Annotated in this window: 26 protein-coding genes and 1 pseudogene; 16 read left to right on the top strand and 11 right to left on the bottom strand. The window is 73.1% G+C overall.

Annotated features, from left to right (window positions below; translation table 11 throughout):
* Positions 1 to 354 precede the first annotated feature (354 nt).
* Both fusA and yidD read left to right on the top strand, forming a co-directional pair.
* Complete coding sequence (gene fusA / locus ACWCO8_RS23120) at positions 355 to 2,439, top strand: elongation factor G (protein ID WP_451033821.1); 2,085 nt, start codon at positions 355 to 357, stop codon at positions 2,437 to 2,439.
* 81 nt (positions 2,440 to 2,520) lie between these two features.
* Complete coding sequence (yidD, locus tag ACWCO8_RS23115) at positions 2,521 to 2,949, top strand: membrane protein insertion efficiency factor YidD (RefSeq protein WP_451033820.1); 429 nt, start codon at positions 2,521 to 2,523, stop codon at positions 2,947 to 2,949.
* A gap of 4 nt (positions 2,950 to 2,953) precedes the next feature.
* On the opposite strand, the gene ACWCO8_RS23110 is transcribed toward yidD, so the two are convergent.
* The 3 genes from ACWCO8_RS23110 to ACWCO8_RS23100 form a co-directional block, all read right to left on the bottom strand.
* Positions 2,954 to 3,139 (bottom strand): DUF1272 domain-containing protein, encoded by a 186-nt coding sequence (locus ACWCO8_RS23110; RefSeq protein WP_451033819.1) that lies wholly within the window; start codon positions 3,137 to 3,139, stop codon positions 2,954 to 2,956.
* Positions 3,140 to 3,242: 103 nt separating this feature from the next.
* Positions 3,243 to 3,965, bottom strand: a complete 723-nt coding sequence (locus ACWCO8_RS23105) for a transporter substrate-binding domain-containing protein (RefSeq protein ID WP_451033818.1) — start codon at positions 3,963 to 3,965, stop codon at positions 3,243 to 3,245.
* 10 nt (positions 3,966 to 3,975) lie between these two features.
* Positions 3,976 to 4,458: a MarR family winged helix-turn-helix transcriptional regulator gene (locus ACWCO8_RS23100; protein ID WP_451033817.1), complete on the bottom strand. Its 483-nt coding sequence runs from the start codon at positions 4,456 to 4,458 to the stop codon at positions 3,976 to 3,978.
* A 163-nt stretch (positions 4,459 to 4,621) separates the two neighbouring features.
* On the opposite strand from ACWCO8_RS23100, the gene ACWCO8_RS23095 reads away from it, so the two are divergent.
* Entirely contained in the window at positions 4,622 to 6,079 is a 1,458-nt protein-coding gene (locus tag ACWCO8_RS23095; protein WP_451033816.1) for an MFS transporter, read from the top strand.
* Positions 6,080 to 6,243: 164 nt separating this feature from the next.
* Positions 6,244 to 7,011, top strand: coding sequence for an NPP1 family protein (locus ACWCO8_RS23090; protein WP_451033815.1), 768 nt, complete (start codon positions 6,244 to 6,246; stop codon positions 7,009 to 7,011).
* Between the two features lie 56 nt (positions 7,012 to 7,067).
* On the opposite strand, the gene ACWCO8_RS23085 is transcribed toward ACWCO8_RS23090, so the two are convergent.
* The 3 genes from ACWCO8_RS23085 to ACWCO8_RS23075 form a co-directional block, all read right to left on the bottom strand.
* Positions 7,068 to 7,286 carry a DUF6296 family protein gene (locus tag ACWCO8_RS23085; RefSeq protein WP_451033814.1) on the bottom strand — a complete coding sequence of 73 codons (219 nt, stop codon included), beginning with the start codon at positions 7,284 to 7,286 and terminating at the stop codon, positions 7,068 to 7,070.
* Positions 7,287 to 7,322: 36 nt separating this feature from the next.
* On the bottom strand, positions 7,323 to 7,934 hold the full coding sequence (locus ACWCO8_RS23080) for a TetR/AcrR family transcriptional regulator (RefSeq protein WP_362014359.1): 612 nt from the start codon (positions 7,932 to 7,934) through the stop codon (positions 7,323 to 7,325).
* Between the two features lie 112 nt (positions 7,935 to 8,046).
* Positions 8,047 to 10,038 carry a galactose-binding domain-containing protein gene (locus ACWCO8_RS23075; protein WP_451033971.1) on the bottom strand — a complete coding sequence of 664 codons (1,992 nt, stop codon included), beginning with the start codon at positions 10,036 to 10,038 and terminating at the stop codon, positions 8,047 to 8,049.
* A gap of 337 nt (positions 10,039 to 10,375) precedes the next feature.
* Here ACWCO8_RS23075 and ACWCO8_RS23070 point away from each other — a divergent pair, with 337 nt between their 5' ends.
* The 4 genes from ACWCO8_RS23070 to ACWCO8_RS23055 all read left to right on the top strand — a co-directional run bounded on the left by ACWCO8_RS23070 (position 10,376) and on the right by ACWCO8_RS23055 (position 14,295).
* Positions 10,376 to 11,599 (top strand): cytochrome P450 family protein, encoded by a 1,224-nt coding sequence (locus ACWCO8_RS23070; protein WP_451033970.1) that lies wholly within the window; start codon positions 10,376 to 10,378, stop codon positions 11,597 to 11,599.
* Between the two features lie 53 nt (positions 11,600 to 11,652).
* Positions 11,653 to 12,270 (top strand): TOPRIM nucleotidyl transferase/hydrolase domain-containing protein, encoded by a 618-nt coding sequence (locus tag ACWCO8_RS23065; protein WP_451033813.1) that lies wholly within the window; start codon positions 11,653 to 11,655, stop codon positions 12,268 to 12,270.
* A gap of 154 nt (positions 12,271 to 12,424) precedes the next feature.
* On the top strand, positions 12,425 to 13,147 hold the full coding sequence (locus tag ACWCO8_RS23060; RefSeq protein WP_451033812.1) for a VOC family protein: 723 nt from the start codon (positions 12,425 to 12,427) through the stop codon (positions 13,145 to 13,147).
* Between the two features lie 92 nt (positions 13,148 to 13,239).
* Positions 13,240 to 14,295 (top strand): NAD-dependent epimerase/dehydratase family protein, encoded by a 1,056-nt coding sequence (locus ACWCO8_RS23055; protein WP_451033811.1) that lies wholly within the window; start codon positions 13,240 to 13,242, stop codon positions 14,293 to 14,295.
* Here the strand turns inward: ACWCO8_RS23055 and ACWCO8_RS23050 are convergent.
* Positions 14,270 to 15,382 carry a sensor histidine kinase gene (locus ACWCO8_RS23050; RefSeq protein ID WP_362014368.1) on the bottom strand — a complete coding sequence of 371 codons (1,113 nt, stop codon included), beginning with the start codon at positions 15,380 to 15,382 and terminating at the stop codon, positions 14,270 to 14,272. The two genes, ACWCO8_RS23055 and ACWCO8_RS23050, sit on opposite strands and share 26 nt — an antisense overlap.
* 3 nt (positions 15,383 to 15,385) lie before the next feature.
* Positions 15,386 to 16,162, bottom strand: a complete 777-nt coding sequence (locus tag ACWCO8_RS23045; RefSeq protein ID WP_451033810.1) for a response regulator transcription factor — start codon at positions 16,160 to 16,162, stop codon at positions 15,386 to 15,388.
* 116 nt (positions 16,163 to 16,278) lie between these two features.
* Between ACWCO8_RS23045 and ACWCO8_RS23040 the strand changes: the two genes are divergently transcribed.
* From ACWCO8_RS23040 to ACWCO8_RS23030, 3 genes are read left to right on the top strand one after another with little or no spacing between them, the layout of a single operon-like run.
* On the top strand, positions 16,279 to 17,019 hold the full coding sequence (locus ACWCO8_RS23040) for a glycosyltransferase family 2 protein (protein ID WP_451033809.1): 741 nt from the start codon (positions 16,279 to 16,281) through the stop codon (positions 17,017 to 17,019).
* The gene (locus ACWCO8_RS23035) at positions 17,016 to 17,672 is read left to right on the top strand and encodes a TIGR04282 family arsenosugar biosynthesis glycosyltransferase (protein WP_451033808.1); all 657 of its coding nucleotides are present in this window, start codon (positions 17,016 to 17,018) and stop codon (positions 17,670 to 17,672) included. The genes ACWCO8_RS23040 and ACWCO8_RS23035 overlap by 4 nt, the downstream gene beginning before the upstream one ends.
* Entirely contained in the window at positions 17,669 to 18,352 is a 684-nt protein-coding gene (locus ACWCO8_RS23030) for a methyltransferase domain-containing protein (protein WP_451033807.1), read from the top strand. Before ACWCO8_RS23035 ends, ACWCO8_RS23030 begins: the two co-directional genes overlap by 4 nt.
* On the opposite strand, the gene ACWCO8_RS23025 is transcribed toward ACWCO8_RS23030, so the two are convergent.
* A complete protein-coding gene (locus ACWCO8_RS23025; RefSeq protein ID WP_451033806.1) occupies positions 18,334 to 18,744 on the bottom strand; it encodes a hypothetical protein in 411 nt (136 codons plus the stop codon). The genes ACWCO8_RS23030 and ACWCO8_RS23025 overlap by 19 nt on opposite strands.
* Positions 18,741 to 19,883, bottom strand: a complete 1,143-nt coding sequence (locus tag ACWCO8_RS23020) for a molybdopterin-dependent oxidoreductase (protein WP_451033805.1) — start codon at positions 19,881 to 19,883, stop codon at positions 18,741 to 18,743. Before ACWCO8_RS23020 ends, ACWCO8_RS23025 begins: the two co-directional genes overlap by 4 nt.
* 113 nt (positions 19,884 to 19,996) lie before the next feature.
* Between ACWCO8_RS23020 and ACWCO8_RS23015 the strand changes: the two genes are divergently transcribed.
* Both ACWCO8_RS23015 and ACWCO8_RS23010 read left to right on the top strand, forming a co-directional pair.
* The gene (locus ACWCO8_RS23015; RefSeq protein WP_451033804.1) at positions 19,997 to 21,430 is read left to right on the top strand and encodes a glycosyltransferase family 87 protein; all 1,434 of its coding nucleotides are present in this window, start codon (positions 19,997 to 19,999) and stop codon (positions 21,428 to 21,430) included.
* A gap of 51 nt (positions 21,431 to 21,481) precedes the next feature.
* On the top strand, positions 21,482 to 21,988 hold the full coding sequence (locus tag ACWCO8_RS23010; RefSeq protein ID WP_451033969.1) for a DM13 domain-containing protein: 507 nt from the start codon (positions 21,482 to 21,484) through the stop codon (positions 21,986 to 21,988).
* A gap of 61 nt (positions 21,989 to 22,049) precedes the next feature.
* On the opposite strand, the gene ACWCO8_RS23005 is transcribed toward ACWCO8_RS23010, so the two are convergent.
* Positions 22,050 to 22,532 carry an SRPBCC family protein gene (locus ACWCO8_RS23005; RefSeq protein WP_451033803.1) on the bottom strand — a complete coding sequence of 161 codons (483 nt, stop codon included), beginning with the start codon at positions 22,530 to 22,532 and terminating at the stop codon, positions 22,050 to 22,052.
* A 199-nt stretch (positions 22,533 to 22,731) separates the two neighbouring features.
* On the opposite strand from ACWCO8_RS23005, the gene kdpF reads away from it, so the two are divergent.
* The 3 genes and pseudogenes from kdpF to ACWCO8_RS22990 form a co-directional block, all read left to right on the top strand.
* The gene (gene kdpF / locus ACWCO8_RS23000; RefSeq protein WP_362014401.1) at positions 22,732 to 22,821 is read left to right on the top strand and encodes a K(+)-transporting ATPase subunit F; all 90 of its coding nucleotides are present in this window, start codon (positions 22,732 to 22,734) and stop codon (positions 22,819 to 22,821) included.
* A 293-nt stretch (positions 22,822 to 23,114) separates the two neighbouring features.
* Complete coding sequence (locus ACWCO8_RS22995) at positions 23,115 to 25,661, top strand: ATP-binding protein (RefSeq protein WP_451033802.1); 2,547 nt, start codon at positions 23,115 to 23,117, stop codon at positions 25,659 to 25,661.
* 194 nt (positions 25,662 to 25,855) lie between these two features.
* Positions 25,856 to 26,173: pseudogene (locus ACWCO8_RS22990) on the top strand (NAD-binding protein); the annotation flags it as partial.
* Between the last annotated feature and the right edge of the window lie 235 nt (positions 26,174 to 26,408).

Below are 26,408 nucleotides of genomic sequence, written 5' to 3'. Positions count from 1 at the left end.
TGACCCGGCCGGGCTCTTCTCCCTACACTCGCAGCACGCACCGCCGAGATCACGGCGAGCGCGCCGACGACCGAACGAGGGGAGCCCGACCGTGTGTTGCCAGACCACCGTCGTCGTTCCCCGGTCCCGGTACGACGTGATCCTGACGTCCCGGTCTCTCCGGTGCCGGCTGCGCGGCCGCCACCGGACCCCGTGACGAACATCTGACGCCCCCTGCCCCGCCCGGCGCGTGCCGCGAGAGCCGTGCGCGCCGTCCGCCGCGAGGCCCGAGGGTGTCCCTCTCCGCCCGCCTCCGGGCCGCTTCGTCCGGGAATCGCGCCGACCCTTTCTCGTACCCACCGAAAGGTCCGGGCCGTGCGTACCCCGCTTTCCCGTCAGCTCCCCACCAGCCCCCTGAACCGCGTCCGCAACCTGGGCATCCTCGCCCACGTCGATGCCGGCAAGACCACCGTGACCGAGCGGATGCTCTACCTCACCGGCGCCGTCCACAAACGCGGCGAGGTTCACGAGGGCACCACCGTCACCGACTTCGACACCCAGGAACGCGACCGGGGCATCACCATCTTCGCGGCGGCCGTCTCCTGCGTCTGGGACGACCACCGGATCAACCTCATCGACACGCCCGGGCACGTCGACTTCTCCGACGAGGTGGAGCGCTCGCTGCGCGTCCTCGACGGCGCGATCGCCGTGTTCGACGCCGTCGCCGGGGTCGAGCCGCAGAGCGAGACCGTGTGGCGCCAGGCCGACCGGCACGGCGTCCCCCGGATCGCGTTCGTCAACAAGCTGGACCGCGCGGGCGCCGATCTGGACACGGCCGTCGCCTCGATCCGGGACCGCCTGCACACCGTGCCGCTCGTCGTCCAGCTGCCCATCGGCCGTGAGGACGCCTTCACCGGCGTCGTGGACCTGGTGCGCCTGCGCGCCCTGGTCTGGGAGACGGGCGCCGACACGTACACCGAGGGGCCCGTCCCCGAGGAGCTCGTGGCGGAGGCACGGCTCAGGCGCCGCGCCCTGGAAGAGGCGGTCGCCGAGCTCCACCCGGACGCCCTGGAGGAGTTCTGCGCCGAAGAGACCCTCGGCGCGGACACCCTCACCGCGGCGCTGCGCGACCTGACCCGGACCGGCGAGGGCGTCGTCGTGCTCTGCGGCTCCGCCTACCGCAACCGGGGTACGGAACCGCTGCTCGACGCCGTCGTCTCCTACCTGCCCTCGCCCCTGGACGTGCCGCCCGTGCGCGGCACCCTGGACGGTGCGGAACAGCAGCGGGCCGCGGACCCGGCGGAGCCTTTCGCCGCGCTCGTCTTCAAGGTCAACTCGACCGCAACCGGGCGGCTCACCTACCTCCGCGTGTACGCGGGGACCATCGGAAAGGGGGACACGGTGCTCGACGTCGCCGCCCGGCGCACCGAGCGCGTCGGCCGGATCCTGCGCGTGCAGGCCGACCGGAACACCGAGGTGGACTCCGCCCGGGCCGGCGACATCGTCGCGGTCGTCGGCGTGAAGGAGGCCCGCGCCGGTGCGACGCTCTGCGCGCCCTCCGCCCCGCTGCTCCTCGAACCACCCACGCCGGCCGACCCGGTCGTCTCCGTGGCGGTCGAGGCGCGCCGGAGCCTGGACACCGACCGGCTGGCGTCCGCCCTCGCCCGACTCGTCGAGGAGGACCCCTCGTTGACGGTCAGGACCGACCCCGAGACCGGTCAGACCGTGCTCTCGGGCCTGGGTGAGCTGCACCTGGAGGTGGCCGTGGAGAAGATCCGCCGGGCCCAGGGCCTGGAGATCGCCGTCGGCAGGCCGCAGGTGGCCTACCGGGAGACGGTGGCGCGCGGGGTGTCCGGCCTGGTGTACCGGCACGTCAAACAGGACGGTGGGGCGGGCCAGTTCGCGCACGTCGTCCTCGACGTCGAGCCGGTCGGCGAGGCGCAGGAAGGGGAGTTCGTCTTCTCCTCCACCGTCACGGGCGGCCGCGTACCGCAGGAGTACGTCCGCGCGGTCGAGGCCGGCTGCCGCGACGCGCTCGTGGAGGGCCCGCTCGGCGGCCACCCGGTCACGGGCGTGCGGGTGACGCTGACCGACGGGGCGACCCACTCCAAGGACTCCTCGGAGATGGCGTTCCGCACGGCGGGCCGCTTCGCGCTCCGCGAGGCGCTGCGGGCCTGCGCGATGACGCTCCTGGAGCCGGTCGTCGAGGTCACCGTCACAGTGCCGGACAGCGCCGTGGGCGGTGTGCTCGGTGACCTGGCGGCCCGACGCGGCCGGGTCACCGGCTCGACCGCGCGCGCCGGAACGGCGGTCCTGACCGCGACCGTTCCGCTGGCGGAGCTGTTCGGCTACGCGTCCCGGCTGCGCGGCCGCACGCAGGGCCGGGGCACGTTCACCGCCCGGCCGACGGGCTACGCCCCGGCGCCGACCGCCGCCGCCGTCGGCGCCACGGCCCGCTGACGGCACGGGACGGGCCCGCCCGCCACGAGGGCGGGCCCGTCCCAAACGTATGATCGAGCGAGTCGTTGAGGGGGCGAAGTCATGTCATCGAGGGAGTCCGCGCGTGCGCGGCGGCGGAAGCGGCGCGAGGACGGCGAGGAAGGCTGCTGCGCCGGAGCGGCCGACCAGTGCTCGGCCTGCGGTATGTACTGCCCTCAGATGGCCTTGGTGGCCCTCGCGTCCCTGCTCCTCGGCAAGGCGCGCCCCTCGTCCGGCGCCCGCCCGTCCGCCGGTCGCCCGTCGGGGCGGGTGGCCGGGGCGCTGCACGGGGCCGTGGGGTTCTACCGCGACACGATCAGCCCGACCCGGCCGCCGTGCTGCCCGTACACGCCCAGCTGTTCGACGTACGCCGTCAAGGCGTTGAGCCGCCACGGCGCCCTGCGCGGCGGCCTCCTGACGGTGGCCCGGCTCCTGCGCTGCCGCCCGGGAGCCGCCCGCCGCCGGGGCTACACCGACCCGGTCCCGCACTGACAGGTCAGGCCGCGACCGCCCGGCGCGGGCGGGGGACCAGCTCGCCGCCGCAGTTGGGGCAGACGCCGGCCATGGCGTCGCCGCACGGCACGCAGAAGGTGCACTCGTACGAACAGATGAAAGCGGGCGCGTCCTGCGGCAGCGTCGCCGTCTCGCAGCGCTCGCAGGTCTCACGCATCTCCAGAGCCATCGTTCTTCCTCACCGTCATTCGGGGTTCACTCCACTGTCCCGGCCGGAGCCGGGTGCCCGAAAGCGCGGGGAGGGCCAAAGATCAACACGATCGGGTCGTGTCCTACCGGGGCGGTGCCACCAGGCCGGGGGACTGGTGCGAGCGCCGCAGCGACTCGGCCACGAAGCCGCTCGCCTTCAGCTCCTCGACGAGGTCGGTCAGGAAGCGTACGGTCTCCGGCCGCTTGTCCTTCGTCGTGCCGACGGCCTGCCGGATCTCCATGAACCGGTCCTCGATCAGCCGGAGCCCCGGGTGCGCCCCGACGAACGCGGTCATCGGCTGCCTGATGCCCGCCGCGACCTCCAGGCCCTCGGCGAGGAACACATCGGCGCCCTCCTCGCCGCGTACGAGGGTGGCGTGCCGCAGCGTGCGCGTGAGGTAGAGGTCGTACGCGGACCCGCGCTTGACGCCGATGCGTACGCCGTCCCGGTCCACCTCGACGGGAGCGGTGAACTCCGAGGCGGTGGGCACCGCGTAGACCCCTTCGATCACGACGTACGGCGCCGTGAACGCGACCTCGTCCTCGCGCGCCGGCTCCACGGCGAGGAAGCAGAGGTCCGCGCGGCCCGTGGCCATCGCCTCGTAGGACTTGCGTGCCGCGTCGAAGCAGACGAACGCGACCGGCACGCCGAGCCGCGCGCCGATCTCCCGGGCGAGGTCGACCGTGACCCCGCCGGGGGAGTCGGGGGTGCCCTGCGCGAGAACCGGGTTGCCCAGGTTGATCGATGCCCGCAGGACGCCGGTCGGCGCGAGATCCCGGGCGAGGTCGGCGATGGCGGTCGTCATGCGCCGGAGTCTAGGACCTCTCGTTCGGAGCATGGTCGGGGCGGGGCCAGGGGCGGCCCTCCAGGCGCTCGATGTCGCTGTTGAAGCGCCGCAGGTACGCGGCGAAGTCGGCCACCTCCTCGGGCGTCCACTTCTCCAGGACCCGCTCCAGACCGTGGACGTTGGCGCCCCGGTCCGCGTCCAGCCTGCGCCGACCCTCCGCCGTGATGCTGAACTTCCGGGCGATCCCACCGTCGGGGTCAGGGATCCGTTCGACCACCCCGGCCTTCAGCATCGCCGCGGTCTGCCGGTTGAGCGTGGACGCGTCCAGGCCGAAGGCGTCACTCAGCTGTCCGATGGAGAGCGGCCCGTCGATCTCGATGCGGCTGAGCAGCACATAGGCGCTCCGGTCGAGCCGCCCTCGCGCGCCGCGCGCACGGGGGTCAAACAGATGCGAGTGCCGCCCGACGAGCATGGTCTCGAACTCGATCAGGTGCGTGGGCTTCTCTTCCATGGCCCCATCCTCCCCGCCCGTGCGGCTTCACCGGTCCTGTGCATAGTACAGGCGATGTGTATCCTGCACTCGATGTGCATCATGCATGTCGCCTCGCTCCGCCCCACCAGCCCCACCCCGCGTCCTGCCGTGTCGTACGCGCGTTGCCCCTAGGGAGAACCCCGTGACCAGCTCCAAGACCGACGACCGCCCCCGTGGCGTCGTCGGCGTCCTCGCCTTCGCGGGCATCGTGGCCGCGCTCACCCAGACCTTGGTGGTGCCCCTCCTCGGCGACCTGCCCAGGCTCTTCGACACCACCGCGTCCAACGCCTCCTGGGTGGTCACCGCCACCCTGCTGTCGGCGGCGGTGGCCACGCCCGTCGCCGGACGCCTTGGCGACATGTATGGCAAGCGGCGCATGCTGCTCGTCTCCGTCTCACCCCTCGTCGTGGGCTCGGTCGTCTGCGCGCTCTCCTCGTCCGTCGTCCCGATGATCGTCGGCCGGGGCCTCCAGGGCCTGGGCATGGGCGTGGTGCCGCTCGGCATCAGCCTGCTGCGCGACGTCCTGCCGCCGGAGCGCCTGGGCGCGTCCATCGCCCTGATCAGCGCCTCCATGGGTGTGGGCGGCGCGCTCGGCCTCCCCTTCTCCGCCGCCGTCGCCGAGAACGCCAGCTGGCGCGTGCTGTTCTGGGCCGTCGCCGCCCTGGCGACGGTGGTGGGTGTGCTCGTACCGCTCCTCGTGCCCGCGGGCCGTACCGCGACCGACGCCGGCCGCTTCGACGTGCCCGGCGCGATCGGTCTCGGCGCCGCGCTGATCTGTCTGCTGCTCGGCGTCTCCAAGGGCTCCGACTGGGGCTGGACCAGCGGGACGACGCTCGGTCTCCTCGCCGCGTCCGTCGTCGCGCTGCTCGCCTGGGGCTGGTGGGAACTCCGTACCGCCGAGCCGCTGGTGGACCTCCGCGTCACCGCCCGCCCGCTGGTCCTGATGACCAACCTGGCCTCGGTCCTGGTCGGATTCGCGATGTACGCCCAGTCGCTGGTCGTCCCCCAGCTGCTCCAACTGCCGGAAGCCACCGGGTACGGCCTCGGGCAGTCGATGCTCGCGATGGGGCTCTGGATGGCCCCGGCCGGGCTCATGATGATGATCCTCGCCCCGCTCGGCGCCAAGCTCACCGCCGCGCGCGGCCCCAAGATCACCCTCGGCGTCGGCAGCCTGGTCATCGCCGTCGGCTACGCGTGCGCCCTGCCGCTCATGGGGACGACCGTCGGCCTGCTCGTCGTCACCCTCATCTGCAACACCGGCGTGGGTCTCGCGTACGGCGCGATGCCCGCCCTCATCATGGGCGCCGTGCCCCGCTCCGAGACCGCGTCGGCCAACAGCTTCAACACCCTGATGCGCTCGATCGGCAGCTCCGTCTCCGCCGCCGTGATGGGCGTGGTCCTCGCCCAGATGACCACGGACTTCGCCGGTCATCTCCTGCCCTCCGAGGGCGCCTTCAGGGTCGCCCTGCTCATCGGCAGCGGCGTGGGCCTTGCGGCGGCCGTCGTCGCCTTCCTCATCCCGGTCGGACCGGAGGCCGAGAGCGGCCGGACCGGTGAGGGTGCCGCGGCACCGAACGTGCCCTCCGGGGCGAAGGTCTGACGGGACCGGCGACCGCCTCCCTTCATCGCACCGTCATCAACCGGTTCTCCACGCGACAGCGGGGTTCGGGACAACTGATCCGGGCATGTCAATCGCGCACGCGCACGGCATCCCGCATCACACCCGCCTCGCACCCCGCGTCGCGGTCCCTCAGGAGGACGCAGTTGAAGACGAGTTCGTGGTTCCGCCGGGTCTCCGTCACCCTAGGCAGCAGCATCGCGCTGGTCGTCGCCGTCTCGGGCAGCGCGTTCGCGGCGCCGCCCCCGCCGCTCCCCGCCAACGCCGACGGGCTCGAGCAGACGTTCCAGCCCGCCTACGACTACGACACGGACGGCTGTTACTCCACGGCGGCCATCGGCCCCGACGGCACCATCAACCCCGGCCTCAATCCCACCGGCGCCCTCAACGGCTCGTGCCGTGACGCCTGGGACCTCGACAACACCAACGGGTACTCCCGCGCCAAGTGCAACAACGGCTGGTGCGCCGTGCTCTACGGCCTGTACTTCGAGAAGGACCAGGCGATACCCGGGATCAGCCTCGGCGGCCACCGCCACGACTGGGAGCACGTCGTGGTCTGGATCCAGGACAACCAGGCCAAGTACGTCTCCACCTCGGCGCACGGCAACTTCAACACGTACGGCCGTGACCAGATCCGCTGGGACGGGACGCACCCCAAGGTCGTCTACCACAAGGACGGCGTGAGCACGCACTGCTTCCGCCCCGCCAATGCGAACGACGAGCCGCCGGAGAACCACAAGGGGCAGTGGCAGTTCCCCGCCCTGGTCGGCTGGAACGGCTACCCCGCCGGGGTGCGCGACAAGCTCGTTCAGGCGAACTTCGGCAGTGCTCACTTCGGCCTGAAGGACGGCAGCTTCGCCCCGCACCTCGCCAAGGCGAAGCCGGCCGGCATTCCGTTCGACCCGTACGCCTGACCCCACCGGGTCACGCCGCCCGCCGCGCCGTGAGCCGGGTCGCCCGGACCGCCGGGTCAGTCCACCGGCTCGGCGCGTGCGGGTACGTCGTGTCTCTGGTGCCCGCCGCTCGCGACCATGCGTACGTTCCCGTGCTCGTCGATCTCGGCCTGCACGATGCCCGTCTCGTCGGAGTACACGGGGTGCCCACCGGCCCCCTTGCGGTCGGTCCGGGTGACCACGATGGAGTCACCCGACACCGGAAAGGTCAGCTCATAACGTTCGGCACGGTGCATCCCCTGTTTATAACCGACAGCTGACGCCGAACCCGGTCATTCGGCCGCGCGCGCGTCCACGACGAGCACGGCGACCTGATCGGTGACCAGGTCGAGGAGCGCGGCCGTGGACTCCTCGTCGTGGCCCACGACGAGGAGGTTCAGGGTCAGGCCGTCCGTGACCGCCGCCAGATAGCGGGCGAGGACCGGCACGGGCACCCGCAGCTCGAGCATCATGCTCGCGGCGAGCTCCTCGATGAGCTCGCGGTAGATCTCGGCGTACCGCTCGTGCTGACGGCGGGCCAGCGGCTCGAACCCGGGGGTGCGCAGCGCGTACTGGGTGAGCTCGTACGTCAGCATGTGCTCGCCAGGACGGACCCGTACATGCTCCCAGTACGCCTCGAACCCGGCCCGGATCGTCTCGCGGAACGTCTCGCGCGGCCGCAGCGCCTTCTTCACCGTCCCCACGTAGTGGTCGGTGATCGCCGTGATCACGGATTCGAGCAGGGCCTGCTTGGAGTCGAAGCAGTAGTGGAAGACGCTCAGCGACACGCCCGCCTCGGCGGCGATGGAGCGGGTCGTCGTCCTCGGTACGCCGTCCCGCGTCATCGCCCGGATCGCGGCCTCCGTCAACTGGCGGCGCCGTTCGGCGAGCGGCATACGCGACATGCGCTGGTTCCCTTCCCGTGCCCGTGCTTGTGCTTGTACTCGTTGTACGGGACGGGGTGGGGCGACCGTCCGGTCACCCCACCCCGTCCCGCCATGGATCCCCGGCTCTCCGTCAGCCGCTGAAGACCCCGACCTCCTTGAGCGAGTACCCCCACTGGGTGCCGCGCGCCACCCCGTACACCCGCAGGTACCGGGCGGTCGTGCCCGCGAACTGGACGGTGTCCAGGCCGCCGTCACCGGTCGTGGTGGACCAGGCGGTACGCCAGTTCGTGCCGTCGTCGGAGAGCTCGACGCGGTACGCCTTCCCGTACGCCCGCTCCCAGTCGAGCGTGACGCGCTTGACCAGCTGCGGCTCCCCGAGGTCGATGCGGAGCCACTGGTCGTCCTTCCACTCGCTCGCCCACCGCGTCCCCGGGTCACCGTCGACGGCCCGGTCGGCCACGAAGGTGGTGAACGGGTTCCACCACTCCGTGGTGGACGCCGAGGCGGGTGCGCGCGCGGCCAGGTTCACCCCGGCCCGGTGCCGCTCGGAGGCGCCCCAGGTGTCGAGGTAGGACTCGGCGCCCCGGAACAGGTCGTTCACCACGTCCTGGCCGCCGACCTGCCGGATGTCCTCGATCCAGTCCGGCACCAGGCCGTTGTGCGAGGCGCCGTCGGTGTTGAGGTCCCAGGTCCGCTGCCCGGTGGTCTGCCGGTCGATGACCGAGCCGCCGTCCGTGGAGCGGAACGGGTACGTGACCTTGTTCGGCGCGTCGGCGCCGCGCGGGCCGGGCCAGCCGCCGACGCCGTTCATGTCGGTGCCGTAGCCGTAGCCCACGTCGTACTTGTCGCGCAGGGCGTCCTTGGCCTTGGCCTCCGCGCTGAACGCCTCGGACCCGTTCATGTACTGGGCGGCGAACCCGCCGAGCTTGTACAGCCGTTCGGTCCAACTGCTGTCCATCCAGCTGTGCGAGGAGATCGCGCCGGGGTAGGACGCCGACTCCATGATGTCGAAGGCCCGGCCGGCGGCCTTCACGCTCATGTGGTCCAGCTCCAGCATCATCTTGCGTTTCATCATCCCGCGCAGCGCGTACTCGCCGAGATCGGTGAGCCCGCGGGTGTTGCACCGGGCGTCCTGGTTGTACGTGGGCACGCTCACGCCGGCCGGCAGCTCCTTCTGCGCGTTCGGCGCCGCGGCGAGCCCGATCGGGTTGTCCTGCTGCGGGCCCGCGCACTGCTCGGTCTTCCAGAAGGTCCCGGTGGACAGGAACTGGCCCACGTTGATCGCCGTGCCGAGCGCCCCGGAGTCGAAGCGGACCCCGCAGAGCGCGTTGTCGAACTTGTGGCACAGGAACATGCTGCGCACGCCGAGCCCGTGCAGCTCGTCCAGGCCTCGGTCGATGTCCGCCTTGCTGCACTGCGAGACGTCCAGGATCTGCTTGCAGCCGAAGGGCTCGGAGGTCTCGACGCCGAGGACGACCGCCAGCTTGCCCTGTTCGATGACCTGACGGGCCTGCGCCGAGTCGGTGACGATCCGGAACCAGCCCTTGCCCGGGCCGCCGAACATGTTGTCGATGTAGTCCTGCATCTCGTACGTCTTGCGGGCCTGCAGCCGGATCGATGTCATCTCGTCGCAGCTGCGGTCCTTGAAGAAGTAGACCGAGCAGATGACCCCGTTGGTGACGAGGTCGTTGACGAGGACCCGCTGGCCGCCGCGCCAGGCCCGCTCCACCCAGGCGTAGTAGTTCTGCTGGTGGGTGAGCGAGTCGTGGGCCGGCCAGTCCTTGAACGTCGGCCAGCCGTCCGGGTCGTGCTTGCCGTCGCCGCCCTTGGTGATGAAGTCGAAGATCGCGAGCGAACCGTCGGGGTAGTGCTCGGGGCAGTCCTTGAGCGCGTCGGCCACGCCCTTCACGGAGAAGGTCTGACCGCAGATGAGGCGCCCGCCGAAGGCCTCGTTGGACATCAGGTGGTTGTGCGCGTCGACGAACCCGCGCACCTCGCCCTTGTCGTTCGTGCCCTTGAACGGCTCGCCGGTGACGTTGATCTGGGAGTCGGGTGCGGGGCGTGCGGAGGGGTTCCACCAGGAGGGGTCGGCGGCGGAACCGGAGGCGGGGGCGAGCAGCATGGTCACGGTGGCGAGCAGCAGCGCCAGCACGGCCAGCGGCCCGCGCCTGCCGGACGTACGGCTGCGCGTGGGGGGTCTCATGGGCATCACTCACGTCTTCGGTCGAGGGACGGTGTGCGGGCGGCGGAGCGCAGGATTGTCATGTTCCGAGCGAAAGGTGGGTCGAGGATCCCGACTGCCGCGAGCGGAGTCAAGAGTCCGGGACAGATGACCTGATGGCCGGGGCGGCTACGCGATCAGGCCACCCCGGCCACATTCTGATCTTCCGTCAGAACGCCTGGCCCGCCAGTCTTGAAGAGGGCTCCCGTCCCGTACGCCCGCGAAAGGACCCGCTGTGATCAGGCCGAACCCCCCGATCGTGCTCGACCCCACCGGCGCCGACCACCACGCCGAACACCGGCTGCTGCGCGCCCAGGGCGCCGCCGCCCTCGTGGACGTCCTCGGTGTGCGGGCGTGGTCGGTCAGCGATCCGCTGCTGCTCAGGAAGCTCCTGACGGGCCCGGACGTGTCCAAGGACGGGCGTCTCCACTGGCCCGAGTTCGACAAGGCCGTCCCCGAGTGGCCGCTCGCGCTGTGGGTCGCGGTCTCCAACATGTTCACCGCCTACGGCTCCGACCACGCCCGGCTCCGCCGCCTGGTCGCCCCCGCGTTCACCGCCCGCCGCGTCGCGACCCTGCGCCCCGTCGTCGAAGCCCTGGTCACCGGGCTCCTCGACGACCTCGCGGCCGAGCCGCGCGGCGCGGTCGTCGACCTGCGCGAGCGGCTCGCGTACCCGCTGCCGATCGCCCTCATCGGGCACATGATGGGCGTCCCGACGGCCCGCCGCGAGGGCTTCCGCGCGCTCGTGGACGGTGTCTTCGACACCACCCTCACCACCGAGGAGGCCATGGCCAACACCGGGCGGCTCTACGGCCTCCTCGACGAGCTCATCGCCGCCAAACGCGCCGAGCCGGGCGACGACATGACCTCGCTCCTCATCGCCACCCGCGACGAGGACGGCTCCACCCTGACCGAGCCCGAACTGCGCGACACCCTCCTGCTGGTCATCAGCGCCGGGTACGAGACGACCGTGAACGTCATCGACCAGGCGGTCACCTCCCTCCTCACCCACCCCGACCAGCTCGCCCACCTGCGCGCCGGCCGCTCCGGCTGGGGCGACGTCGTGGAGGAGACCCTCCGCCTCGAACCGGCCGTCAAGCACCTCCCGCTCCGCTACGCGATCACCGACATCCCGCTCCCCGACGGCCGGACCATCGCCCGCGGCGACGCGATCCTCGCCTCCTACGCGGCCGCCAACCGCCACCCCGACTGGCACGGCCCGACGGCCGACACCTTCGACGTCACCCGCGCCACCAAGGACCACCTGGCCTTCGGCCACGGCATCCACTTCTGTCTGGGCGCCCCGCTCGCCCGCCTGGAGGTGGCCACCGCCCTCGAACACCTCTTCACCCGCTTCCCCCACCTCGCCCTGGCGGTCGACCCGGCGGACCTCCGGCCCCTGCCGTCCCTGATCAGCAACGGCCACCAGACCCTCCCGGTCCACCTGCACGCGACGGCGTAGCCGGCACGAATATTCCGGTGCCGTGCAGTCCGTCGGCGGGCAGACTCGGCCCCATGGTGGAGATGCGGGCGTTCCAGGACGCGGTCGGCGCGTGGGCGAGCGGCGGTCCCGGCGGGGCGGCGGAGGAACTGGCGGGCCGCCTTGGCGTGCGTACGGCGGTGCTGCTCGAAGGACTGAGCGACCTCGCGGCCGTCGAGGCCCTGGCCGAACGCCGGGGCCGGGACCTGGCCGCCGAGGGCGTCTGCGTGGTGGCGATGGGCGGGGCGATGAGCGTGGGCCGCTACGCCGACCTCCTCGGGCCCGCCGGCCTCGGCCTGCGCCTGACCGGACTGTGCGACGAGCGCGAACGGCCCTTCTTCGACCGCGCCCTGGAGCGCGCCGGGACGCCACGCCGGGACGTCTTCGTGTGCGCGGCCGACCTGGAGGACGAGCTCATCCGCGCGCTCGGCACGGCGACGGTCGAGGAGATCGTCGCCGCCGAGGGCGACCTCCGCCCCTGGCAGACCTTCCTGCACCAGCCCGCCCACCACGGCAGCCCCCGGCACCGGCAGTTGCGGCGCTTCCTCGGCACGAAGAAGGGCCGCAAGATCCGCTACGGCCGCCTCCTCGTTGAAGCCCTCGCCCCCGAGCAGGTACCGGCCCCGCTGGACGACCTGTTCGCGAGCCTCTGAGGGGCTTGTCATAGCGACCCCATAGGGGGGCCTATCCCGGCGCCCGTATATCGGTTGACCGTGCGGGCGCCGAACGGCGAGGCTCGGCCCGCACCAGGAACCGTACGACCATCTGCTTGCCGGGGCGACGCACCGGCGGAACGGACACCGAGGGATGACGTCCCACCTCCACGCCCTCTGCATCGACGCGCACGACCCGGTCGGCCTCTCCCGCTTCTGGGCGGGGTTCCTCGGCTGGGAGACGGTCGACGACCCCGACGACGGCATCGTCCTGCTGCCGGGCGACGACACCGGCTTCCGGCTCCGTTTCCTCCCGACCGACGTGCCCAAGTCGGTCCAGAACCCGATGCACTTCGACCTGACGAGCACCTCCCTGGACGACCAGCAGGCCGTCGTCGCCAGGGCGCTCGATCTCGGGGCCCGACACATCGACATCGGCCAGACGCCCGACGACGGCCACTTCGTGCTCGCCGATCCCGAGGGCAACGAGTTCTGCGTGATCGAGCCGGGCAACGCGTTCCTCGCCGAATGCGGCTTCATCGGGGCGCTCGCGTGCGACGGCTCGCAGGAGGTCGGGTACTTCTGGAGCCGGGCCCTCGGCTGGCCGCTGGTCTGGGACCAGGATCAGGAGACCGCCGTCCGCTCGCCCCGCGGCGGCCCGAAGGTCACTTGGGGAGGCCCGCCCCTGATGGAGCGGGCGGCCAGGGACCGGCTGCGCTTCGACCTCGCCCTCCCCGCCGGCGGAGACCAGGGGGCGGAGGTCGACCGCCTGCTCGGCCTCGGCGCCACCCGCGTGGAGACCGCCCCCGACGACCACGGGTGGGTCGTCCTCGCCGACCCGGACGGCCAGGAGTTCCGCGTGCTGTCACCCCGCTGACTAGCCGGCGGGCGGCCACATCTCCTTACGGAACCGGGACGTCGGCGCGCATGCCCCCGGAAGACGCCCGCCGCCTCCGTACCGTGATCCGTATGCGTGTACTCGTGACCGGCGGCGCGGGCTTCATCGGCTCCCATGTCGTCGAGGCCCTCGCGGCCCGTGGCCATCAGCCCGTCGTCCTCGACGCCCTCCTCCCGACCGCCCACCAAGGACCCGCCCCGTCCCCGCCCGCCGTCGGCGAGTGGGTGTACGGCGACGTGCGGGACCGGGAGACCGTCGCGCGCGCCCTCAGGGGCGTGCGGGCGGTGTGCCATCAGGCCGCCATGGTCGGCCTCGGCAAGGACTTCGCCGACGCCCCCGACTACGTCTCCTGCAACGACCTCGGCACCGCCGTCCTGCTCGCCGCCATGGCCGAGGCCGGCGTCGACCGGCTCGTCCTCGCCGGCTCGATGGTCGTCTACGGCGAGGGCCGCTACGACTGCCCCGCCCACGGCCCCGTCCGCCCAGGACCGCGCGCCGAACGCGACCTCGCGGCGGGCCGCTTCGAACCCCGCTGCCCCACCTGCGGCGCCGACCTCGCGCCCGGCCTGGTCGCCGAGGACGCCCCCGCCGACCCGCGCAACGTGTACGCCACCACCAAGCTCGCCCAGGAGCACCTCGCCGCCGCCTGGGCCCGCGCCACCGGCGGCCGCGCGGTCTCCCTGCGCTACCACAACGTCTACGGCCCCCGCATGCCCCGCGACACCCCGTACGCCGGCGTCGCCTCCCTCTTCCGCTCCGCCCTCGCCCGCGGCGAGGCGCCCCGCGTCTTCGAGGACGGCGGCCAGCGCCGGGACTTCGTCCACGTACGGGACGTGGCCGCCGCGAACGTCCTCGCCCTGGAGGCCCTCGACGACCGGGCGCCCGCGGGCCTCGGCTCGTACAACACCGGCAGCGGCGACCCCCGTACCGTCGGCGAGATGGCGGCCGCGCTCGCCGCCGCGCACGGCGGGCCGCCGCCGCTGGTCACGGGGGAGTACCGGCTGGGCGACGTACGCCACATCACCGCCGACTCCGCGCGCCTGCGCGCCGACCTCGGGTGGAGCCCCGAGGTCGGCTTCGCCGACGGCATGGCCGAGTTCGCTACGAGCGGGCTGCGGGGAGCGTGACCTCGAACCGGCAACCGCCGTCCACGTTCCGCACATCGGCACGGCCCATGTGCGCCTCCACGATGCCCTGGACGATCGCGAGACCGAGCCCCGCTCCGCCCGGAGGGGTACGGGCCTCCGTACCCCGCCATCCCGTGTCGAAGACCCGGGGCAGCGCGTCCTCGGGGATGCCGCCGCAGCCGTCCGTGACCGACAGGACCACGGACTCGGCCCGGCGCTCGGCCGCGACGGCGACCGTGCCGTCGGCCGGCGTGTGACGGATGGCGTTCACCAGCAGGTTCGCGAGCACCCGGGTCATCTCCCGGCCGTCGACCTCCACCGGCACCTCGGCGACCCCGTCGCCCACGAGCCGTACCCCCTGCTCCTTCGCGAGCGGCACCGCGCCCGCCAGCGCGTCACCCACCAGGTCGTGCACCGACATCCGCGCCGGGCTCAGCGTCAACGCGCCCGCGTGGATGCGGGAGAGCTCGAACAGATCGCCCACCATGCTGTTGAGCCGGTCCACCTCGGTCCTGATCTGCCGGTGGTAGCGCACCGGATCGGCGACCACGCCGTCCTCCAGCGCCTCGGACATGGCCCGCAGACCGGCCAGCGGGGTGCGCAGATCGTGCGAGATCCAGGCGACCAGCTCCCGGCGGGACGCCTCCAGGTTGCGCTCGCGCTCCCGGGACGCGGTGAGCCGCTCGCTGGTCGCCGACAACTCCCGGCTGAGCGTGGCGAACTCGGCCGGAGCGGGCACACCGGGAGCGGTGAACACCCCGCCCTCCCCGAAGTCGCGTGCGGCCACGGCGAGTTCCCTGGCGCTGACGACCACACGACGGGCGAGGAGGAGCGAGGTGCCGAGCGAGACGACGGCGGCCATCGCGACGACCGTGGTCACCACCCACAGGTCGTGCGGGGACAGGAACATCGCCCAGGCGACCGCGAGCGTCCCGGAGAGCATCGCCGTCACGGCGACGGACGCCACGACGGCGAGCGAGACGGCCACCGAACGGCGCCGGCACAGGCGCAGCAGGCCGGCCCCGATCAGACCGGCGGCCGCCGCGCCCACGAAGGCGTAGACGGCGATGAGGAGTATGTCGCGCACGGTTCAGCCCTCGGGTGTGGTGGTGGAGTCGGCACCGAGACCCGGGGCCCGGTCCGGCGGGGTGTCGGGTCGTCCCGTCGCGTCGAAGCGGTATCCGACGCCCCACACCGTCCGGATCAGCAGCGGGTTGGCCGCGTCCTCCTCGACCTTCCCGCGCAGCCGCCGGATGTGGACCGTGACCGTCGACAGATCACCGAAGTCCCAGCCCCACACCTCCCGCATCAGCCGCTCGCGGTCGCACACCTCACCCGGATGCCGCATGAAGTAGGTCAGCAGGTCGAACTCCCGCAGAGTCAGGGCCAGTTGGCGCCCGCCCCTCACCGCTCGGCGCGCCGCCGGGTCGACCTCCAGGTCACCCGCGCGCAGCAGCGCGCCCGGCCGCCGGACCTCGGTGTGGCGGCGCAGCACCGCCTCCACCCGCAGTACCAGCTCACGCGGACTGAAGGGCTTGGTGACGTAGTCGTCCGCGCCGATCTCCAGGCCGAGGATCCGGTCCTCCTCCTCGGTGCGCGCCGTCAGCATGATCACCGGAACCGGACCGCGCCGGCGCAACTCCCGGCAGACCTCCAGGCCGTCCATGCCCGGCAGCATCAGGTCGAGGACCACCAGGTCCGGCCACCGTGCCCCGGCGGCCGTCAGCGCGGACGGCCCGTCGGCGGCGCGGTCGACGGCGAAGCCGCCCCGCTCCAGATAACCGGTGACCACTTCGGCGACGGTCGGATCGTCGTCCACGACCAGGACACGCGGTGCTGTCCGCGAGGGCTGTTCACGCTGCTGCATGGGGGTCAGCCTCGCACCGGAGAGGGAGACGGGGCACGCCCGGGTCGCGGCAACGGGGTCGATGTCCGTGTTTCGTAAGGTTCGCACATCCCTTTTGTCCGTGCGGGATTCGTACGGTGAGGCTCGTGACCGACTCGCCTTCCGCGACCACGTACGCGGTGAACATTGTCCTGCCCTGCCTCGACGAGGCCGGGGCGCTGCCCTGGGTCCTGGAGAGGGTGCCACCAGGCTGGCGGGCGATCGTCGTCGACAACGGCTCGACCGACGGTTCCCCCGCCCTCGCCCGCGCCCTCGGCGCGACCGTCGTCACGGAACCCCGCCGCGGCTTCGGAGCGGCCTGCCACGCGGGCCTGCTGGCCGCCGACGCGGACATCGTCTGCTTCTGCGACTGCGACGGCTCCCTCGACCCCGCGCTCCTCGTGCCGTTCGCCGCCCAGGTGGCCGCGGGGGAGGCCGACCTGGTCCTGGGCCGCCGACGGCCCCGGACGCGCGACGCCTGGCCCCTCCACGCCCGGGCCGGCAACCTCGCCCTCGCCCGCATGCTGCGCCGCCGCACCGGACTCCGCCTCCACGACCTCGGCCCGATGCGGGCCGCTCGACGCGAGGCGCTGCTCGCCCTCGACCTCACCGACCGCCGCAGCGGCTACCCGCTCCAGATGGTCGTGCGCGCCGCCGACGCCGGGTGGCGGGTGCGCGAGCGGGACGTCCCGTACCTGTCCCGTACGGGAAAGTCCAAGGTCACCGGCACCTGGCGGGGCACCTGGCAGGCCGTCCGCGACATGCGCGGGGTGCTTCGTGAGGCGCCACTGACCGCGAAGGCGGCCGCTCTTGAAGCACCCTCGGAGGCGCACCGGTGAGCACCCTCCTCGTCATCGCCAAGGAACCCGTGCCCGGCCGGGTCAAGACCCGGCTCACCCCGCCCTTCACGCCCCACCAGGCGGCCCGGCTCGCCGAGGCCGCCCTCGCCGACACCCTGGCGACCGTGCGCGACACGCCCGCCGACCGCCGCGTCCTCGCCCTCGACGGAGCACCCGGCGACTGGCTCCCGTACGGCTTCGAGGTCGTCGCCCAGAGCCCGGGCGGCCTGGACGAACGCCTCGCCGCCGCCTTCGCCCGCTGTACGGGTCCCACCCTGCTGATCGGCATGGACACCCCCCAGGTCAGCCCCGAACTCCTCGGCGCCGGGCTCGACTTCGGCGCCTGCGACGCGTGGTTCGGGCCCGCCGAGGACGGTGGCTTCTGGGCGCTGGGCCTCGCCGTCCCCGACCCGGCACTGCTGCTTGGGGTGCCCATGTCCGTACCGGAGACCGGAGCGGTCCAGCGTGCCCGTCTCACCGCCGCGGGCCTGCGAGTACGAGACCTTCCGCGCCTAAGGGATGTCGACACGGTCGCAGACGCCCGAACGGTCGCCGCACAGGCCCCGCGCAGCCGGTTCGCGGCCTGCCACGCGGAGTTGACCGGGACGACCGCCACCACCGCTCGGGACGACGCGTGGGCCGGGATCGTATGAGCGCGCTGGAGTCGGAGACAACACCCGTACACCCCCCGGCCCCCCGCCGCGCCTGGCGCGCCGATCCCTGGGGCGACGCCCTCCGCGCCGGCCGGGGTCCGCTCTACCTGCGGCGGGCGGACGGCTGGCTCCTGCCGCTGGACGTCGAACGCTGGTGCGCGGAGGCCGACACGGCCGACGCCACCGTGCTCGCCCGCTGCGAGGGTGCCGTCCTCGACGTCGGCTGCGGACCGGGGCGCCTGGTGCACGCGCTGGCCGCTGCCGGCCGGCCCGTGCTCGGCATCGACGTGTGCCAGGCGGCCGTGGACCGTACGGTCTCCGGCGGCGGCACCGCCCTGTGCCGGTCCGTCTTCGACCCGTTGCCGGGCGAGGGCCGCTGGGGCACCGTCCTGCTGATGGACGGCAACATCGGCATCGGCGGCGACCCGGGCGCCCTCCTCGCCCGGGCCGCCGCCCTGGTGGCGCCCGGGGGACAGGCCCTCGTGGAGGCCGCGGAGCCTGAGGTCGACGAGCGGGTCGAGGTCCGGGTCGTCGACGGACGGGGCGCGCGCGGCGCCGACTTCCCGTGGGCGCGCGTCGGCGCCCGGGCCCTGCCCGCGTACGCCGACGCCGCCGGGTGGCGGGTCGAGCGCCGCTGGCGGGCCGAGGGACGCGGCTTCCTTCAGCTGCGGCGCCGCTGAGTCGGCCGACGGCGAGCCAGCCACCGTACGCCGAGCAGCGCGCCCGTGCCGACGGCCACCACCCCCATCAGGACGAGCCAGTTGCGGACGTAGTCCAGGGGAAGGGCCGTCGGGTTGGGCGCGCTGCCCGGCCGCAGCATCAGGGGCAGCGCGACCAGCGTCAGCGCCCCCGCGACGATCAGACCGCCGCGCACCGTGCCGCGCGCGGGCAGGGCGGCGAGCAGCAGCCCGACACCGAGCACGAGCGGCGCGATCAGCCCGTCGTGGAGCACGATCGCCCCCGCCAGCCAGAGCAGCACCTCGCCGACGGTCCCCGTGCGCACCACCAGGACGGCGCCGAGCCCCATCATCGCGACCCCCAGCGCACCCAGCGCGTACCGGACTCCCCTCACAGCACCTCCAGTCCGGCGACCCACTTGGTCTGCAGCACACCCGGCCGGTTCGGCGCGATGATCCGCGCCGGAAAGCCGTGGTCGAGGGAGAGCACTTGCCCGTTGAGCCGCAGCGCCAGCAGGGTCAGCGGATCTTCCGCGTACGTCGCGCCCATCTCCATCACCCGGTACGCGCCCCGGGGTTCCAGGGACACCACCCGTACCCGGGAACTCGGCGGTGCCCCCGCCCGCTCCAGCAGGTCCCGGATCCGTACACCGGTCCACCCCGCCTCCACGCTCCACCCCTCCACGCAGGCGATCGGCAGCCGCACCACGGTCTGCGGCAGGGCGCGCAGCTCGGCCAGGGTCAGCGCGTAGGACCGGGGCCCGGTCACCGTGAGCCGCCAGTCGCGCGCCGTCGCCGCGCTCACCCCGGCCGCGAGGGCCGTGCGGTTGATGGGCAGCCCCTGCGTCCCGTGGTCCGGGTGACGAGGCGCCAGCAGATCGAGGCGCTTCAGCGGGGTGAACGACTGGCCCACCGTCGTCAGCGTCACCGCCGCGACACCCGCCGCGACGCCCGTCAGGAGCGACCGCCGGTCGACCTCGTCCTCGGCGGGGAGCTCGAGCGTCCCCTCCGAACGGCGCCCCCAATGGGCTCGGATGTCGGGCCATTTGACGGCGACGTGCAGCAGCAGGGCGCCGGCGAGGAGCCAGGCCACGGCGAAGTGCACGGGAACGAAGGAGAACGGCCACGGGTACCACTCGACGATGTTCAGCAAGCCGGTGAACAGCTGGAACACCCCCGCCGCGACGAGGACGGCCACCGAGAGACGCTCCAGCGCGTGCCGCACGGAGCGCACGGGCGGCCAGACGAAGAGCCTCGGATACACGGCCCACAACTTCGCCATCAGGAGCGGGATCGCGGCGATCCCGCTCGCCACGTGCAGTCCCTGGCTGAAGCGGTAGCCCCACGTCGGCCGGCTCGGCAGGACGTCGGCGAGCCAGTCCGGCGGCCGCTGAAGATAGTGGCTCGTGACGCCCGTGACGAAGCAGACCAGGAGGGCGAGCCCGAGCCAGCGACCGATCGCGGTGGCCGTCCTCGCGTCATGGAGGCGGGCGCGGAACGTCGGCAGCGGAGGAGGCGCGATGCGCGGTGTCATGCGTTCCATCTCACCGTCCCCCGGGCGGCGAGAGGGGGATCGACTCCTTACGAAACGCGGACGGCCGGGGCGGCGGCCCCCTCGCCGCACCACCGGCTGCCACGCTGCCGGGTGTGATCGACTTCCGTACCGCCCTGGCCGGCGGGCTCGTCACCGCGCTCACCACGGTCCTGGTGGCCACCGTCCGGCACGACGGCTACTACACCGACCCCGGCGGGCTCTCCTGGTGGTACGCCGCCTCCTGGGCGCTCTTCGCCGCCTGCCTCCTCGCCCTGCGAAAGGTGCCGCCCCGTCGGGCCGTCGTCCTTGTCCTTGCGGGCTCGGCGCTGGTCGCCGCCACCGGCCTGGTCGCCCCGGCGCGCACGAGCACCGACGCGTACCGCTACGTGTGGGACGGCCGGGTCCAGGCGGCGGGCCTCTCGCCGTACGACCACGCCCCCGACGATCCCGCGCTCGTGCCCCTACGGGACGACTGGCTCTTCCCGGAGGGAACCGCCTGCCAGGACCCGGCCGTGTCCCCGCTCGCGCCGCCACCGGCCACGGCCGACGCGGGCTGCACACGCCTCAACCGCCCCACCGTGCACACCATCTACCCGCCGCTCGCCGAGTCGTACTTCCTCGGCGTCCACCTCCTCGCCCCCGACGACAGCCGACTGAAGCCGCTCCAGATCGGCGGCGCGCTCCTCTCCGTCGCGGTCACCGGGGCCCTGCTGATGATCCTGCGCCGCCGCGGCGATCCCCGTACCGCCGCCTACTGGGCCTGGTGCCCCGCCGTCCCCGTCGAAGCCGTGAACAACGCCCATGTCGACGTCCTCGGCGTTCTGTTGGCCCTCGCCGGACTCGGCCTCGTGGCACGCGGCCGGCGCGGGGCGGGAGGAACGCTCCTGGGCGCCGCCGTCGCCGTGAAGCTGATGCCGGCGATCGTGCTGCCCGGAGCGCTGGCCGGCGTACGGCGCGCGAGGGACGCGGCGGCGGTGCTGCTACCGGCGGCGGCCGTGACCGTCCTGTCCTACGTGCCGTACATGCTCCTCTCCGGCGGCTCGGTCCTCGGCTACCTGGGCGGGTACGTCGAGGAGGAGGGCTACGACGACGCCGACTCCCGCAACCGCTACGCCCTGCTGCGGCTCGTCCTGCCGCCCTCCGTGGTCCTGCCCGCCCTGGCGGTGGTCCTGCTCGCCGTCTGCGCCTGGGTCGTCCGGCGCGGAGATCCCGAACGCCCCTGGAGCGGCGCGTTGTTGGTGACCGGGACGGCCTTCCTGCTGCTGACCCCGGGGTACTCCTGGTACGCCCTGCTCCTGGTCGCCCTTGTCGCCCTGGACGGGCGCTGGGAGTGGCTGCTCGTCGCCGTGGCGGGGGCGGCGAAGTACGTGACCGGCCTGGCGTTCTCCGACGCGAACGCGGTGGGCACGATCGCGTACGCGGTCGCCGCCGTAGCCGTCCTGGTGGGCGCCGTCATGCGGCGTAAGACTTTCGTCATCGGCCCGGATGTGGCGCCCACGGCCCCGCCCGGGGTGGAATGCCGGGGAAGGAAGATCAAAGGCACGTAGGAAGGCGAGATCGTGGCACGTGGGGGCAGGAAGTCGCTGCTGTGGGGCGCGATGGTGGTCGCGGTGGCGCTGGGGGCCGTGGGGCTCTACTGGTTCCAGCCCTGGAAGCTGTGGCAGAACGAGACGATCGACGAGGCGCTCCCGACGGCACCCGCAGCCTCGGCCTCCGCCGGCGCGGGGGGCCAGGGCGCGGACCCGGCCGCCGGGCCGCAGACCGTCGCGCAGGGCACGCTCATCAGCCACGAGCACGCCACCACCGGCACGGTGAAGCTCATCAAGCTCGCCGACGGCAGCCTGACGCTGCGCCTGGAGGACCTCGACACCAGCAACGGCCCCGACCTGCGCGTCTGGCTGACCGACGCCCCCGTCAAGGAGGGCATCGACGGGTGGCGCGTCTTCGACGACGGCAAGTACCTGAGCCTGGGGAAGCTGAAGGGCAACAAGGGCGACCAGAACTACCCCCTGCCGGCCGGGACCGACCCGTCCGACTTCACGAGCGTCACCATCTGGTGCGACCGCTTCGACGTCTCCTTCGGAGCGGCCGGCCTGAAGGCCTGACGTCCTCGTTGTCGCTGAGGGGCCCCGCGCGGGGCCCCTTTTGCGACGTCCCCGGCGGCGGTCACATCGACGAGGTCACCGCCATCGCGATCCGGGCGAGGGTCGTGCGCATGCCCTGGCGGTTCACGGCGATACGGCGCTCCGGGCTCGTCCCCGCGAAGACGGTGCCGAGGAGTTCGGCGAGACGCGCGCCCCGGCCGGTGCGCAGGTCCTGCCAGCTCTCCGTCACACGCGTACCCGTGCCCTCGGCGGCGAAGCGGTACCCCCAGCGGGCGATCGGCAGCCCGAACACACCGACGTCGAAGGTGAACTCCTCGCCCTCGCGCGCCGCCGACACGCGCCCCGTGGTGAACCAGACGAACGGCCCACGCCGGTTGAAGCCGACGAAGCGGCTCCCGGTCCGCACGGGCGGCCGCGGCACCCAGACCCGTCGGCACTCGGGGCTCCACCGGCCCATGTCGGGCAGGTTCGCCACCAGCCGGTAGACCACCTCCGGCGCGGCGTCCACCACGACGGACTCCTCAAGACTCCACTGGCGCCCCATGGGCCCTCCCTGTCGTCGTCACGAGCTCCCTACCGGCCGGTAGGGTAGCCGACCCCGTTGCGTCAGGATCACGTCAGGATCCAAGGTGCACGCGGCAGAGAGGCGTCAAGCCGCCTGTGCGCTCCGACGCCGGCGCGGTTCCGTATGTCTGGATGTGCGAAACGTCAAAGATCTTCCGGACCAAGGGAGTCGGTCACGCATGGGTGTGGAGAACATCGTCGGCCTGCTGGTGGCCGTCAGCCTGGTCGGCTACTTGGTGGCCGCCCTGATCAAGCCGGAGAAGTTCTGAAGCACGACACCCCGCACGCGGCTTCCGCTCCGCGCGCGGCATACGCCCCGCACGCGGCCGCGGCCCCCGGCCCGGCCGCCGCCGCCCCTCGTCACGGCCCCGCCGCCGTCGCCACGCCCCCTGGCCCGGATCCGGCCCAGCGTCCCGACCCGGAACCGCGCCAGGGGTCCAACCCCGCCTCCGCTCCGGGTCGGGCCCCGAGCCAGAGTCCGGCCCCGGGCCCGACGGACCCCCGCCCCGGAACCCTCAAGGTCTTCCTGGGCGCCGCTCCCGGCGTCGGCAAGACGTACCGGATGCTCGACGAGGGCCGGCGCCGGGCCGCGCGCGGCACCGATGTCGTCGTCGGCGCCGTGGAGTGCCACGGCCGCCCGCACACCGAGGCGATGCTGGACGGCCTGGAGACCCTGAGGACCCCGGACCGCACGCGGCCCGACACCGGCTTCGGCCCCGGCTCCGTCACGGATGCCGGTTTCGGCGCCGCCCCCGTGGCTGATGCCGGTCTCCGTCCCGGCTCCGAGGCCGGACACGGTCCCGCCTCCGCCACCGGTTTCGGCCCCGCTCCCGCCGTCGGACCCCGTCCCGGCCACGCCCTGGACGCCGGGCTCGACCTCGACGCCGTCCTCCGCCGCCGCCCCGAGGTCGTCCTCGTCGACGAGCTCGCCCACGCCAACCCGCCCGGCTCCCGCAACGCCCAGCGCTGGCAGGATGTCCAGGAGCTGCTGGCCGCGGGCATCGACGTCGTCGCCACCCTGAACATCCAGCACCTGGAGTCCCTCACCGACGTCGTCGTGAAGATCACCGGCGTGCCGCAGCACGACACGGTGCCCGACGACGTCGTCCGCCGCGCCGGGCAGATCGAGCTCGTGGACGTACCGCCGGAGTCGCTCCGCCGGCGCATGGCCCACGGCAACATCTACCCGCCCGAGAAGATCGACGCGGCCCTCGCCAACTACTTCCGCCCCGGCAACCTCACCGCGCTCCGCGAGCTCGCCCTCTTCTGGACCGCCGATCGGGTCGACGAAGCCCTCCGCAGGTACCGCCACGAAAAGGGCATAGGTGGCGTGTGGGAGACCCGCGAGCGGGTCGTCGTCGCGCTGACCGGCGGCCCGGAGGGGGAGACCCTGATCCGGCGCGCCGCCCGGATCGCCGCCCGCTCCGCCCGCGGCGGCGCCCTGCTCGCCGTCCACGTCGTCCGCAGCGACGGCCTCGCGGCGGGCGCCTCGCACGCCGCGCTCGCCCGGCAGCGGCGTCTCGTCGAGAGCGTCGGCGGCAGCTACCACTCGGTCGTCGGCGACGACGTGCCCACCGCCCTGGTCGAGTTCGCCAGGGCCGAGAACGCCACCCAGCTCGTCCTCGGCACCAGCCGTCGCCGCCGCCTCGAACGCTTCCTGACCGGCCGGGGCATCGGCGAGACGACCGTCGCGCTCTCCTCCGACATCGACGTCCACATGGTCACGCACGAGCGCGCCGGACACGGCCGCCTGCTGCCCTACCGGCGCCGTACGCTGCCGACCTCGCGGCGCGTCGCCGGACCGGTGGCCGGACTGCTCCTGCCCGTCCTGCTGACCTGCCTTCTGGACAGTGTGCGCGGCCACCTCGACCTGACCAGCGAGGCCCTTCTCTTCCTGCTGACCGTCGTCGGCGTGGCCTGCATCGGCGGGGTCGCCTCCGCGCTGATCGCCGCGCTGACCGCGTCCCTGCTGCTCAACTACTGGTTCGTGCCACCCATCGGCGCGTTCAGTCTCGGCGGCGACAACGTCCTCGCCCTCGGCGTCTTCGCCGTCGTCGCCGGTACGGTGGCCGCCGCCGCGGACCGGTCGCTGAGGCTGTCCAGACGTGCGGCCCGGGCCACGGCCGAGGCCGAGACCCTGTCCTCGCTCGCCGGCGACATCGTCCGCGGCGACCAGGCGATCCCGGCCCTCCTCGCCCGCACCCGCGAGACCTTCGCGATGGACTCGGCCGAACTCGTCGAGCAGCCGGTGGACGACCCCGACGCCGTCCATGTGCCCGTCGGGCCCGACCTCTTCCTGCTCCTGCGGGGCCGTACCCTGCCGTCCTCCGAACGCCGGGTTCTCTCCGCCTTCGCCGCCCATGTGGCCGTCGCCGTCGAACGCTCCCGCCTCGCCGAAGCGGCCGCCGAGATAGAGCCGGTCAAGGCCGCCGACCGGATGCGTACCGCCCTGCTCGCCGCCGTCAGCCACGACCTGCGGACCCCGCTCGCCGCCGGCTGGGCCGCCGTGGGCTCCTTGCGCAGCCCGGACGTGGAGTTCACCCCCGAGGAACAGGACGAACTCCTCGCCACCGCCGACGAGTCCATGGCCCGCCTCAGCCGCCTGGTCGACAACCTGCTCGACATGAGCCGACTCCAGGCCGGCGCGCTCACGCTCCATCTGCGCGCCACCACCCTGGAGGAGGTGCTGCCCGCCGCCCTGGACTCCCTGCCCCCGGACGGCCCGGCGCCCGTCATCCACACCCCGGAGGACCTCCCGCCCGTCCTGGCCGACCCGCCCCTGCTCGAACGCGTCCTCGCCAACCTGCTCGCCAACGCCGTACGCCACGCGCCGCCCGGCAAGCCGGTGCTCGTCACCGCGAGCGCCCTCGGCGGGCGGATCGAGGTACGCGTCGTCGACCGGGGCCCGGGCCTGCCACCGGCCGACCGGGAACGGATCTTCGAACCGTTCCAGCGGCTCGGCGACACCGACAACACCACCGGCGTCGGTCTCGGCCTCGCCCTCTCCCGCGGCCTCACCGAGGCCATGGACGGCACCCTCACCTCGGAGGACACCCCCGGGGGAGGCCTGACCATGGTGGTGTCCCTGCCCTGCGCGGACACTCCCTGACGGGGCCCGCACGAAGCCCCGACCCGGGCCTGTACGAGCCCTGACCGAGGCCCGCGCGAAGCCCTGACCCTGGCCCGGACGAACCCTGACCCCGGCCCATACGAAACCCTGACGCCGAACTCCCGTGCGAAAGGCAACCGGGGGCGCCCCGATCGGCAATCTTGAATGACGTGACGTCAACCATCCACCTCCGCATGCCCGTCGGGCAGCGCTCCCAGCACATGGTGATCTGCGGCGACGACGGTCTCGCCCGCCGCCTCGCCGTCGAACTCGACGCGGTGTGCGGCGAAGCGATCACCGTCGTCCTGCCCTCCCGCCGCGACGAACACGGCGCCGAGATCGCCGCTCTCCACCGTGACCCGCGCTCTCCGGTCGAACTCCTCGTCGCCGCCCGCCCCGACGAACAGACCCTCAGGGCCGCCGGAATCGAACGGGCCGCGGCCCTCGCCCTCACCTACCGCGACGACCAGACCAACATGACGGCCGCGCTGATCGCGCGCGGCCTCAACCCCTCCATACGCCTGGTCATCCGCATGTACCACCGCGAACGCGGCCGGCACCTGGAACGCCTCCTGGACCGCGCCGCCGAGGTCCGTACACCCGGCGACGAAGCGACGACCGACGCGACCGCGGACGCCTCCACGACCGTCCTCTCGGACACCGACACCGCCGTCCCGGAGCTCGTCTCCGCGGCCGCCCTCGGCCACGGCCACACCCTGCAGATCGACGGCAAGGTCTTCCGCGGCG

The organism is Streptomyces sp. NPDC001927 (genome assembly GCF_053594455.1).
Note: the sequence above shows the minus strand (reverse complement) of the source record. Positions and strands in the feature narration are given on the sequence as shown.